The 11554-nt window shown below is 42.9% G+C and carries 15 protein-coding genes; 1 reads left to right on the top strand and 14 read right to left on the bottom strand.

Annotated features, from left to right (window positions below):
- The first annotated feature begins 93 nt into the window (after positions 1-93).
- Positions 94-483, top strand: coding sequence for a hypothetical protein (locus JMF81_RS14565; protein WP_201312157.1), 390 nt, complete (start codon positions 94-96; stop codon positions 481-483).
- 2 nt (positions 484-485) lie between these two features.
- Here JMF81_RS14565 and JMF81_RS14560 read toward each other — a convergent pair whose 3' ends face one another.
- From JMF81_RS14560 to JMF81_RS14495, 14 genes are all read right to left on the bottom strand, one after another.
- The gene (locus JMF81_RS14560; RefSeq protein WP_201312156.1) at positions 486-1352 is read right to left on the bottom strand and encodes a hypothetical protein; all 867 of its coding nucleotides are present in this window, start codon (positions 1350-1352) and stop codon (positions 486-488) included.
- Positions 1353-2330, bottom strand: a complete 978-nt coding sequence (locus JMF81_RS14555; protein ID WP_201312155.1) for a hypothetical protein — start codon at positions 2328-2330, stop codon at positions 1353-1355. It abuts the gene before it with no gap.
- Entirely contained in the window at positions 2318-3253 is a 936-nt protein-coding gene (locus JMF81_RS14550; RefSeq protein WP_201312154.1) for a hypothetical protein, read from the bottom strand. Before JMF81_RS14550 ends, JMF81_RS14555 begins: the two co-directional genes overlap by 13 nt.
- A gap of 3 nt (positions 3254-3256) precedes the next feature.
- Positions 3257-6055 carry a phage tail tape measure protein gene (locus JMF81_RS14545; RefSeq protein ID WP_201312153.1) on the bottom strand — a complete coding sequence of 933 codons (2799 nt, stop codon included), beginning with the start codon at positions 6053-6055 and terminating at the stop codon, positions 3257-3259.
- A 202-nt stretch (positions 6056-6257) separates the two neighbouring features.
- Entirely contained in the window at positions 6258-6863 is a 606-nt protein-coding gene (locus JMF81_RS14540) for a Gp15 family bacteriophage protein (RefSeq protein ID WP_201312152.1), read from the bottom strand.
- Positions 6864-6867: 4 nt separating this feature from the next.
- Positions 6868-7314 (bottom strand): hypothetical protein, encoded by a 447-nt coding sequence (locus tag JMF81_RS14535; protein ID WP_201312151.1) that lies wholly within the window; start codon positions 7312-7314, stop codon positions 6868-6870.
- Positions 7315-7342: 28 nt separating this feature from the next.
- The gene (locus JMF81_RS14530; protein WP_201312150.1) at positions 7343-7867 is read right to left on the bottom strand and encodes a phage tail tube protein; all 525 of its coding nucleotides are present in this window, start codon (positions 7865-7867) and stop codon (positions 7343-7345) included.
- A gap of 16 nt (positions 7868-7883) precedes the next feature.
- Entirely contained in the window at positions 7884-8321 is a 438-nt protein-coding gene (locus JMF81_RS14525; protein ID WP_201312149.1) for a phage tail terminator protein, read from the bottom strand.
- Positions 8270-8680 carry a minor capsid protein gene (locus JMF81_RS14520; RefSeq protein WP_201312148.1) on the bottom strand — a complete coding sequence of 137 codons (411 nt, stop codon included), beginning with the start codon at positions 8678-8680 and terminating at the stop codon, positions 8270-8272. Before JMF81_RS14520 ends, JMF81_RS14525 begins: the two co-directional genes overlap by 52 nt.
- Positions 8673-9014 (bottom strand): putative minor capsid protein, encoded by a 342-nt coding sequence (locus tag JMF81_RS14515; protein ID WP_201312147.1) that lies wholly within the window; start codon positions 9012-9014, stop codon positions 8673-8675. Before JMF81_RS14515 ends, JMF81_RS14520 begins: the two co-directional genes overlap by 8 nt.
- A 1-nt stretch (position 9015) precedes the next feature.
- Positions 9016-9405 carry a head-tail connector protein gene (locus tag JMF81_RS14510; protein WP_201312146.1) on the bottom strand — a complete coding sequence of 130 codons (390 nt, stop codon included), beginning with the start codon at positions 9403-9405 and terminating at the stop codon, positions 9016-9018.
- A gap of 12 nt (positions 9406-9417) precedes the next feature.
- Positions 9418-10551 (bottom strand): hypothetical protein, encoded by a 1134-nt coding sequence (locus JMF81_RS14505; RefSeq protein WP_201312145.1) that lies wholly within the window; start codon positions 10549-10551, stop codon positions 9418-9420.
- A gap of 9 nt (positions 10552-10560) precedes the next feature.
- Positions 10561-11196 carry a hypothetical protein gene (locus JMF81_RS14500; protein WP_201312144.1) on the bottom strand — a complete coding sequence of 212 codons (636 nt, stop codon included), beginning with the start codon at positions 11194-11196 and terminating at the stop codon, positions 10561-10563.
- Positions 11197-11200: 4 nt separating this feature from the next.
- Positions 11201-11521, bottom strand: coding sequence for a ribosomal-processing cysteine protease Prp (locus JMF81_RS14495; RefSeq protein WP_201312143.1), 321 nt, complete (start codon positions 11519-11521; stop codon positions 11201-11203).
- Positions 11522-11554 lie beyond the last annotated feature (33 nt).

Raw genomic sequence — 11554 nt, 5'->3', positions numbered from 1 at the left:
GAAAACGAAAACTCTGCCTGCAGATAACCCTGTGTACCAGCTACGATTCCGGAGAAATCGCAGTCCGGGTCTTTTTGGATGCTCTGGGCGGTTATGATAAATTTTAATGTTCGCATATTACCTCCTATCTATAATTTAAATAGAGATTTAGCTGATACTGAATGGCAAAATCTCTCCATGACAAGCAACTTTCAAAACGATTTACGTTATCGTAAAAAAGGAGGGAAGATCTATATCTCAGGTACTATACAGCCGGTTAATCAGATCTCAGCCGATCAGCAGACAACGGTTGCTGTCTTACCGGAAGAATATCGCCCAATCCGAACAGCTTATAACGTCTGCCAAGGCGGCGGGATGAACCGTTTTTATTTGACTGCGAACGTCGATGGTTCTTTGGTTGTCCAGAAATACGGTACAACACAGAATATTCCAATACCTGCAGGTGCATGGTTGTCAATCTCCATTGATTTTCCAGCTGATTAATATTAACCCACAAAATACATGGTATTAAACGGGAACCAAGCATCTGTGTCGGCACTATCATATGAATTGAAACTACTCCGAGATCGAGAAACAGTAACATTTCCATTATTAGATACCTCAAAGTACCAGATAGATCGAAGCGTACCTTGGCATAACTGCGGTATCTGCACTGGTGGTCTAAATCCTTCTGGCATTGTAAAAATTGTAATTGGATCTTGACCGACAGAAAGATTTTTTGATGGCCTTACCGCTCCGCATATCTCTACCCATTTTCCTATTTTTCGATAACGTGGCCGCCATCCGCTTGTGTATTCCGCAAATCCGCCAGAAATTGTAGGATAAATCCAATCTGTATCGATTAAATCTCTATTTAATTGATAGATTCCTAAGTCAAACGCGGCAACCAGCATATCAATGCCCTCGATCGCCGTTCCATCCAATCGCACTCGGCAGAACGGTTTCTGGCTCATAAATACGCCTGTCCTGATATCCAGGTTGCTATATGCTGGATCCTGTGGATCGCTGGCCGCTGGTGTTCCAGCAATCGTGACAAATTCTACGCTTTCAACTCCGCTGGATTCATCTCTGTTATATTGTAGGCAGACGATGTCATTTCTCATCATGCCTTGCGTGCCGGATGTGATCGCTACGTTTTCGGACGTCCCGTATGGGATATGGATTTCTCGCCCATCGTAAACAACAACTCCGTCTGCTACTGTGATCTGGTTTGCCGTCTGTATATTTACTTCCATTTTGCTCCCAACCGGCAAGATACAGCTGTCCCCCAGCAATCCTCGCTGAAAATCTGCTATCTGATCCGCTGTGATGTGATCAAATCCCTGATAACTTGTTACAATATCTAATGCCATCTACTCTTCTCCTTCCACTTTGTATTCTATCTTCACTGTTCCGCTATCTATTTTTACGATCTTTTGCACGACCGGTTTTTTAAGAGATAATCCACTGTTGTAATCCCTTCCGCCGACGATATCCCCGATCTGCAGGTCCATGTCCTGCACTTCCAGAGACATTTTCTTATAATTCATGTCCTCCTGCAGCTTCTCTGTTCCGCCCTCGATCAGTTCGTTTAAATCTTCGGCGTTGTTATTGTCGTAGACCGCCGTGCGCTCCTGCAATCCTTTGTAGTATTGCTTCTGAGATATGCTGCCATCCAGTTGCGCATAGAGATGTACCACCTGCCTGTCTTTTAATTCTCCTTTACCCAAACAAATCATGTGATTGATTCCACGCCTACTCTCTTTGATGCTGATATTTACTCTTGAGTCTTGCGAATACTCAATTTCTTCTGACAAGTCCTGAATCGGCACAGCAGATAACATGATTTCAAAAGCTTCGTTTGCGCCGCCCTGGATCACTTCGATGTTCAGTCTGGCATTTTTCGTTGCCAGCATTTTTGAAAAACCTGTCAGAGTGTCTGTGTACCGATCAAACTGATAGGACGGAATATCAATCTCACTTGATGCTTCCGGAAATGTAAAAAGCCCGCCATAGGCTCCACCTAAGACAGACTCTAGAATAGCGTTGGCATCCCCGGACACTGTGCGATAATCCTGACCGGAAGGCGGCTGTATGATGTACTGTTCCAATAACTTCCGGATAGCATTTCCTCGCCATGTTTCTTCCTCTGAATTGGTGTTTACCTCCATCTCTTCAATCAGAGCACAATACTCCGTACCAGGCGACATAACCCAATATCCCATCTGCAGCTGTCCACGAGTGCAGGTTATCTCTACATCGTTTTCGCCGCCCAAGTCAAAATCCATAGTAGCATCATCCGGGAATGGCCGTAATTCCATCCGGTCTGCAGAACATACTATAAAGTCCATCTCGGTTCGCTCCTTTCGTCAAACAAGGTAATATCAATGCCGTAGCCTCCTGGCCATGTGAGCACTTGACGCCCCGGCGGAATCTTTTCGAATACACTTTGTAACTTATACCGGCTGTTATACAGATCTGTCTCTTCTCCTAATCTTCCTATCTTAATCACCGTATTGCTCCGACTATCAATTTCCAGTCGCTCATCCGTAAATACAGTAGTCTCTACTTTATAAATATGATTTGCAATCACGATCTCCGGATCCGTTACAGGTCCATAGATCGTCATCCGAAAATGGCACGGAAGATAGGATTCATTGTTTATCATCCTTGCGCCTCGGACACGCTTCAAATCGGTCGGGAGGTCAAAGAGCCCTTTCGTTTTCTTTCCTTCCTTTACGGTAAGATCGAATGGAAACTCCGGGAACATGATGCCCTGTTCCATGGTGATCTCTGGTTCCGGCTCTTCTTCTCCCGGAAGAATTACAACAGAATCCGGAATCTCGGCTAAAAATTGGTACGGCGTTTCCTTTATCCAAAACGGATAAGCGGAAACCAACTTAAAACTGTAGGTTGCTATATCTAATCCCGGAACAAAATAATCAGGGCTTCCCTCTATAATAAAGCATTTTAAATATCGTTCATCTACATAAAGCTTCCCTGGTTCGTTGTCTATAACATCCGAATCAAACAGCTCCATCAGATTATCAAATGCCTGTTTATATGTCACTAATTCAGAACCCTCAATGTGTATTTTTAAATCACGATCCTGAATATCCTTCCGAAATTTTTCGATTGTGCCGCCATATCCGGATGCAGATTCTTTTGAATCATAATCCCACGAATGTGAAAACAGAGAACTTTCTTCTATCTTATAGTTTCCTTTCATCAGATCTACTCTTACGCCATTATGACTTATATAAAAGATTTCCAAGAGTTAAAGCCCCCTTTCCTTCACTATATCTTCCACAACTCGTCCAAATTCTCTCCGGCCTATCTGCATTGTCATGCCGTGCTTTTTAAAAGCATTGTAAACAGAATTTCCCATTTTATCATAATCAATGGATTCTCCTTTGACCGTTACATCAATATTTCCTCTGTCAGAATATGCCATCATAGATTGCACGCCAGCAATACCCCCAATAGATCTTAAGAACTGTGCCTCCTCTTTTGTCAACACCCATTCTCCTTCATCCAGGTAAGCAGGGAAATAATCACTCGGCACATAATCCAATCCAACTTTTAATCTTGGCAAGGTTGGAAGATTCAAACCTTTTCCTCCGACACCCGGTACCCAGTCCGGGACTGTTATTCCGTTTATTTTTTTCGCCAAGCTGTTCCAACCATCTACGATTGCATTTAGCGGAGCTTTAAAAATGCTGGCAATACCGCTCCACACGCTTCGCAAAATATCTTTCAGACTTTCCCAGGCTCCCCGCCAGTTTCCGGCAAATACATTTTTAATAAAACTGATTAACCCACTCAAAACCCCTCTGATGCTATTAATTACATCCTGAATGCTTCTTGGGAATAATTTTATAATATTGTTAAAAATATTCTTCACATTCTGCCAAGCTCCCCGCCAGTTTCCTGAGAAGACGTTTTGAACAAATTCAATCAGATTTTTCAAAATATCCTGGACAATTTTAATTTTTTCCAGGGTCGTTTCGGCTATCAATTCGAAAACAACCTGAAATGCCGTTAACAAAGCCCATAAAACCGGCGTAATCACAGCGGAAATAAAGTCCGCCAATGGCTCTAAAATCTCGAGCAGTGGCATTAATGCTTCTTCGATCAGGCTGACAATAGGGTCGAAAAGTTCCTTTATTACTTCAAGCATCGGCTCCAGACAATCTTTTACAACCTGCGCTAAGGGTTCGATCAGGTCCGAAATAATTTCGATCAGTGGCATAATGCATGATTCAATCAGTTCGGATATCGGGTCGAAAAGTTCCTGGATCAATTCCAAAAATGGCTCTAAACAAGCATCAATCAATTCTAAAAACGGTGTTAATAATTCCGAAAGAATCTCGATTAAGGGCCCCAGAATATCGCCAACTATAGTCATTAATGGCTCTAAAATATCGCCAATAAGATCGATCAGTGGTTCCAGAAGATCAATCAGTGGAGGCAAAACTTGTTCCATCAAATCTGACAAGATAGGAGTCAACCTTTCTCCCAGAGGAACCAAAAGATTTTCTACGCTTCTTTTTAGCTCTTCAAATTGAGACCCAAGATCATCATATTTAATGTCTTTTACTTCTTCCATTTTCCCCTTTGTATCATCAAAGGTATCACCAACAGAAGTAAGCGATTTTATAAAATCGAGATTGGCATCTTCACCCATTGTTCCGAATGCGGTAGCCGCCATTGTCAATGCTTCTTGTTCATTTTTACACCCTCGGATGTCTTTCACTATTGAGTCTATTACATCCTTTTGGGTAGCTTGTCCGTTTTGCCATTCTTTAAAAACATTCTGCGTTCCTTTACTGAAACTTCCAAGAGAATCCTCTATGGTTCCATCCGCAAGGCGATTTGTAACTTCGTTAATTGCATCATTTACTTTGTCAAGGTTATACGCCCCGCCATCTGTTCCGTTTTTCAACAGCTGGAAGTATTCCTCTGCGCTATATCCGGCCTGCTCAAATTTCCCGCCGTATTCTGATATATTGTCGCCTAATTCATCCGTATAATTTAAACCTTCTTGGCACCCGATTGCCATCAAGTCTAACGCTTCTTCCGCAGATAAACCAAACTGTGTCATTAGCTGTTTAACCCCACGGAGAGTTTCGTTAAAATCCATATCAAAAGAATCTGACAATGTATAAACGCCTTCTGTCACTTTTTGAAGATCCGTATCGTTTAAATCTCCCATTTGCTGTACGACTAACGAGATCGCATTTGCAATTTCTCCATAGCTTTCGCCATAGTTATTTTTATAAACGTTCTCCAAAACCTTTCGATATTTCTCGGTTTCTTCGGCCGTTGCTCCGGTGCTCGCCTGCAGCTGGTTCATAGCAGAGTCAATATCTGTGGCTGCGCCTACCGCAGCACTGCCAATCCCTGCCAGGGCTCCTCCTGCTGCCACTCCGGCTCCAATTGCTACTGCCGTTGTGCTGGACAAGCCCTTTGTTAATGTCCCCACTTGGTCCATCAGTGGAAGATTTCCGGCTGCATTTCCAAGAGACTCTGATATTACATCACCCAGATTACCAAACGCCTTTTCTGCATTATTTGCAGTATCTTCAATCTCGTCTTCCAGTTTGTTAATACCGGACTTGGCATCGGATATATCTGCATCCACATTTACATCGACATCTTTATCGCGGCTCACTGTCCTGATCTTTGATTCTGCGTCGGATGTATCTGCTTCAACATCGACATCAATGCTCTTATCATGGCTTACGGTTTCTATCCGGTCTTCTGCTTTCTCGGTATCTGCATCCACATCGACAGTTACATCTTCGACCTCAATATCAGACATGGCTTTTTCAGCGTCCTGCCCTGCGTCTTTAAAAGCGTTTGCCACATCATTTGCTGTCTTTTCAGCATCTTTGGAAATCTTATCATTTTCAGCAGCTATCTTTTTGGACTTATCCTGCTCAACCTTTAAAACCTCATCCGCAGACTTTTTTGCTGCCTTTTCGACTTTCTTATTCGCCTGCTCAATGTCAGATTCCACCTGGCTGTCATCTGCACGGATTTCATAGGTTACATCACCTTTTTTATTTGCCATTTTGCCCACCTGCCTTTATCTACAAAAATCAGACAGGCACATGGGCACAACGTCTTAAATCCTCAGTTCAAACTGTTTTGCGCATTTTTTATTTTTGCACTTAAAAAAGACGCCTTTACACTCTGCGTCTTTGTCATAAAAAGTATTGACTGGTGTTCCACAATATGGGCACACCACTTTTTTCATTTTACTTATATCTCGATCAGCCATGTTTCACCGCCATTCCTTCCAGTGCTGAGAATAGAGCATCCAGTCCTGACTGGCCACCTCCACCTTTGACCGGAAGAGCATAATAGGACTTCAAATCTTGTATTTCCTGCACGTACTTCCCATTCTTTCCGTTATATTCTGGAATATCCATTGCGCGAATCCGCATGATTTCTTTTATCTTTGTTCGATCAGAGAGACCTTGAAAAAGTATGATAAATTTTTTCCAATTAAGTTTTCCCTGCTCTTCTATCAAGTCGATTCCATAGTCCATCATAAAAGAAGAGTAAATATATTCTCCGTCATATTCAAAGTCCAGAACTCTCTGTTTCCTTCTTGTTGGCGGATGCTTCATTGTATTGATGCACTTTTTATAGATTTCTTTCAACAGAAGTACCTTTTTATGTGGATCCATCCAGCTTAACCGCGTTGTATTTAGCACAAGCATTCGCAACGCCTGTTCCACTTTATCCTGCTCGCTTAACTCTTCTTCTGCAAACAGTTCCTGCACCTGCAGGACTATGTCAAACGCCGGATTGATAAAAAACTTTAATTTTCCGATTGTTACTTCGTTATCATGGTATTCTGTCAAGAATCCCATAGAATCACCTTCCAAAGAGTTTTCGTCTGGTTTTTCGATTATATCTACTCAAGACGTTCTTCTTATTTTCATTTTTGATCTCAATACACCTTGGTATTACCACTTGTGTAAGAAACGGGACAACTTCCTTTGTCAGCTCGATGTATCTTCCTTCATAAAAGTCCAAGATTACCTTCGCATCTTCTGTTCCAAACACAGCTTCCAGCAAATCAACGATTGCTCTTCCGAGCTTTTCAAAGCAGACGTTTGCTTCCTGCGCTGTTTTTGCCTTTCTTTTCATCTCGTTTGTTTCTGCCATAATCCTGGTAAGTTCTGCATATTTCCGGTTGATCTTAACGACCATATCATCTGCGTCGAGATCCACATGGAGAACATGCGCAACTTCTCCGTGTTCATCGACAAGCTCAAGATCTTCCTGAAATCTCTTGTGTTTTCTTGCCTGGTAAGCCATTATTCCACCTCCTAAAAAGAGGAAGGGATCATTCCCCTCCTTGTGACTGCTGTACGGACTGAACTGTAGCTGTACCGATTGCCGGCCTTCCATTTCCATGGATCGTAACTGTCAATGCGTTGATTGCTGACGCATCTCCATATGACGGCGTAATATTTGCCAAAGTAATCGGCCAGATAATCACCTTCGTGCCTTTCTGCAACTTCATATGCGTTTTTCTTGCGGCTCCAAGCCCATACATAACCTCGTCACTCAAAATGTAGTCGCATGCAGTGTCTCCCGGTTTTACGGCTCCGGTTAATGTTAATGTCATCTGCGCACCGGTAACCTCAGTTGAACTCCACCCTTTATCTGCATAATAAGCTACCTGCTGCAGCACCTCATTTAAAGACTGCGCCATGTTCTGAGTAAGGTTTGCCAGACTTGCCCATGTTGGCGTTTCTTCATCCGGTGATGTATTAATGAAAGCCTCTGTTTCATAGTTGATTTCCGGAGTGATCGGATTATCCGGTAATTCCGGTTCTGCAAATAACTGCAGGTTCATTTTCCACATAATATTGGCTCCTTTCCTAATAATATATTTTACAATTTAAGATACAGGAGAAATGATAAACTCCATCCTCATCTCGCCCTATCTTATTTGGTTCCTTTGCAATTTCTGTATCTAACCAAGCAAATGTTTTTGCCTGTGGATACTGCCTTAACCGCTGAAAATAATGGCTGATCTCGTGAAGTTCTTCTAACCCACGTTTCTGATCTGCATGCCGGCATAAAAAAAGCACCGGGATTGTTTTTTCGGTACTCTTATTGTAGTATGTTGTATTTCCAAAGCCTTCTCCCAATTCAGCATACAGCCCGCCTTCCGCCGGAAGTTCTTTTAGGGATATTGACGTGTCTAAATTGCAATTATTTTCTGCAGTTTCCGCGATCAGTTCTAATAACTCTGTTTGTGGTGTCATTCTTTTCCAAGCCCCCTTTTTAATGCCGCTTGATATACCATCTTCCACTCGTCTCCATACACCTCTCTGGCATATTTCGCCCACTCTTCTCTGGCAAGTGCACTGGTAAATGATATTTTTTTCGGTCCATAGGTTCGGTTTGTGGGATTACCATACATAACATCCCCATGCCACAAATACTGAGCATATGGTGTAGACCAGCGCAGCACAAACTCACCATCAGCAGCTTTTTTGTCACTGGAAGTCAGGCCGCTGTCTTCCAATGTTTCCTGATCATGCGGCACATGCTGTGATGCGTCTTGCAACGCCTGAGTTCCCATCACTGTAAGGGCATCGTTGCTGCAAGCCCTGATGAGGCCCGCAGCTCGCTTTTTGTCAAATGTCACCCTGGTACTAATCTTAGGCACTCTTAATCAATCCCAATTCGTAATGATGCAATATTTTCTCATCATATAACGGCTCCACTACTTTCACCTGATGTTTCATCCCGTTAAAAACAATGATGTCATCCGTCTGAAATGTGATATCTTTCGGCCTGCTGTTACGACAGTCGAAGAAAAGAGTAGCCGACAGCTGGATCTCTGCATTATTTTTGTCCCGCACGATCTGCTTCGACGGTTCCATCCTTACATAAGACAGTTCCGTCCCTGCATCCAAAGTCGCGTTTCCCCACTTATCTTCTTTTTCTTTTTTGTGCAGTACCACTTTGTGAATCAAGAGTTTTTTCGGTATCGCTTTCACATCAATACCTCCCTCCCCGATATGTCAGGCCGGTAGGCCAGAGCAGGCGTTCTGCACGTGGAGAAAATCTGGACTGTTCTGTACTTCCATTGGTTCCCGTGCTTCCGGAATAAGAAAATTTCCCCAGCGTTGCACTTTGGATTCCTGTGCTGTTATCCATTTCTGCTCCACCATTTGCATCCAGATAATCCATCTGCACACATACAGCCTGCCTTACTCTTTCCTGCACATCCTCTGGCATTGCCAGAAATGCCACTGGAGTAAGTCTGTACAACGTCATTTCTTCTATGAGTTCCTCTGCCATTTTACAGAGTTTATCAAATTCAAAATCGTCCACTTCTTCTCCGTGGTATTTCGTTCTGTAATACTCTTCGTCTACATAATACGACATATATATCACTCCTTAAGCAGACGCTTTGATATCTCCAGCTTCCACTGTGTAATATCCAACATTCTGCACTTTGTTAGATACAAAATTGGCCACCTCAATGATGTCTCCTTCTTTTACATCGATTTCCGTGGTTCCGCTCGTAAGATCGGTTCCTGCATAAGTAGCCTTTGTTGTTCCATAAACGACTCTTTCTGCTGGATTTTTCTTATAAGCATATGTTGTCCCGGAATTTCCGGAAGATACAGTTAACATTGTACTTCCTGCAGTTACTCCCTGTGCCGCCTGTATCACAAGAGATCCAGGAGAATAGATAGCACGGATCGCAACGGATCGTAATACCTTATGATCATATACTTTACGTCCTTGCACTGCGGATGCTCCAATATATTTTCCGGATCCGGATAGGTCTTGCAAATGGATGTTTACAGCAAACTCTGTAGCACGAGTCGCAAACCGTGGATGTCCCGCCAGTATCTGTAAATTTGCAGTTGTGTCATTCCATTCAATTACTAGGAATCCTGCAATCTTTCCGATTGCTCCGGTCTGCTTCACTTCATCTCCCAGGCTGGATGCAGAAATAAACTCTGGAGACTTTAAAATCAAAGACATAGCATCTGGTAATACCAGTAAATATCTCTTGCCATCGTTCGGGATATTCGCTTTATTCATCCTTTTGCGAATATCTACAATCTTTGAATAGATATTGTCTTTTGTCAGTTCAGCTTCGTTATCTACAGTAGCCGATGCCAGAAGAGTTGTCCCTCCGTCTGTATCAATCTGTTTCGCCATGCTGTAGGCAGCAGAATCCAGTCGATCTGCTACGAGATTATCCGGTACTGCATTCGCATCATATCCATCAATAATCTCATTGAGCGCTTTATCCTTTGTGATCGGCATATTCTCATATGCTGTAGATCCATTCGTTCCCTGGATTCCATTTGCTTTATCATAATCGCTTACCTGTACTTCTTCATCGCGTACCGGAATCTTTACGACACCGGCTGCCGGTGATCCTTCATAGTCGTTGTTAAACACAACGCCGTCCTTGAGCACAAGTTCCTGTCGAAGCTTCGCAAGTACCAGCTTGGACCATCTCTCCTGGTGCTCATGTGCAAATAACTGTAAAAAAATCTTAAATGCTCCCATATTTACCTCCTAATACTTAAGTCCTGGATTTTTTTTAAGGAAAGCAGCTTCTACACCAGTAAGTTTTTTACTGCCGCCCCTCTGCCTTTCTCCCCAGGACTTTCCTTTTGTTTCGTCCACATCATCTGATCTTCCAGAATGATTTTTGAAATGCGGATATTTCTTCACTACTTTTTCAATGGCGTCTTCCAGATCAAGATCCTCATCTGCCTCCATATATGAATGTGCAAGAGCTGCAACATCATCTACAGCATTTTTGGATACGTCTGCTTCATAGCACGCAACCTTCACTTCCAATTTTGAATTTTTTATTTCGGCTTCCTTTCTTGCCTTCGCATCTTCGCTTTCGCCATCTTTACCGGCTTCTCCCGTGCCGTCGGTATCTTTTTTAGCAGCCTTTTTCTGCTGCTCCCGGTTCCATTTTCTTCTTTCTCTCGCAAGACGTTTCTTGATCGCTTCATCCACATCGTGCTGAGTAAATTTCTTTTCCTCCGGATCATCTTCTGGATCATCTTCCGGATCATCTTCCGGATCATCTTCTGGATTATCTAATTCTTCATTTGGTTCGGCTCCATCGCCGCCATCTCCAGCAAAAATCTGTAAATCCATTGTCCAATATCTTTTTTTCATGTTCATATATTTCATGATCTTATACCTCCGTTTTCCGCCCGTTTGGCGCCGTATCAATTTTTACGTACTGATCACCGTAAGTCATTTGTATGTCACTCACGGCAATAAAAAAAGAATCAACCAGAAGCCTTCCTTCCTCTGATAGATTCTCATATTCTATATCAATGTGCCCGTCTCTAAACTGATAGCCTATCGCATCCTCTGTCAGTGCACTCAGAGAATGGGCAAGCCCCTGCGCAAGGGCCGAGACAGCCGCACATATAATATCATTTCCGGTTTTTGCATATCCTGCATGGCCTTCTACCGTAAGACCGGTTTGCGTGATTGTTACTACAATCAATTAACACCACCCCTTTCAAAATGGTATAAAAAT

Origin of the sequence: Anaerostipes butyraticus, from assembly GCF_016586355.1 — a bacterium.
Classification (GTDB): Bacteria; Bacillota; Clostridia; order Lachnospirales; family Lachnospiraceae; genus Anaerostipes; species Anaerostipes butyraticus.
This window is presented reverse-complemented; position numbering and strand designations above follow the sequence as displayed.

Excerpts from the sequence above, each read along its gene's own strand:
- JMF81_RS14565 (WP_201312157.1), top strand. The coding sequence starts at position 94 with ATGATAAATTTTAATGTTCGCATATTACCTCCTATCTATAATTTAAAT.
- JMF81_RS14560 (WP_201312156.1), bottom strand. The coding sequence starts at position 1,352 with ATGGCATTAGATATTGTAACAAGTTATCAGGGATTTGATCACATCACA.
- JMF81_RS14555 (WP_201312155.1), bottom strand. The coding sequence starts at position 2,330 with ATGGACTTTATAGTATGTTCTGCAGACCGGATGGAATTACGGCCATTC.
- JMF81_RS14545 (WP_201312153.1), bottom strand. The coding sequence starts at position 6,055 with ATGGCAAATAAAAAAGGTGATGTAACCTATGAAATCCGTGCAGATGAC.
- JMF81_RS14540 (WP_201312152.1), bottom strand. The coding sequence starts at position 6,863 with ATGGGATTCTTGACAGAATACCATGATAACGAAGTAACAATCGGAAAA.
- JMF81_RS14535 (WP_201312151.1), bottom strand. The coding sequence starts at position 7,314 with ATGGCTTACCAGGCAAGAAAACACAAGAGATTTCAGGAAGATCTTGAG.
- JMF81_RS14530 (WP_201312150.1), bottom strand. The coding sequence starts at position 7,867 with ATGTGGAAAATGAACCTGCAGTTATTTGCAGAACCGGAATTACCGGAT.
- JMF81_RS14510 (WP_201312146.1), bottom strand. The coding sequence starts at position 9,405 with ATGTCGTATTATGTAGACGAAGAGTATTACAGAACGAAATACCACGGA.
- JMF81_RS14505 (WP_201312145.1), bottom strand. The coding sequence starts at position 10,551 with ATGGGAGCATTTAAGATTTTTTTACAGTTATTTGCACATGAGCACCAG.
- JMF81_RS14500 (WP_201312144.1), bottom strand. The coding sequence starts at position 11,196 with ATGAAATATATGAACATGAAAAAAAGATATTGGACAATGGATTTACAG.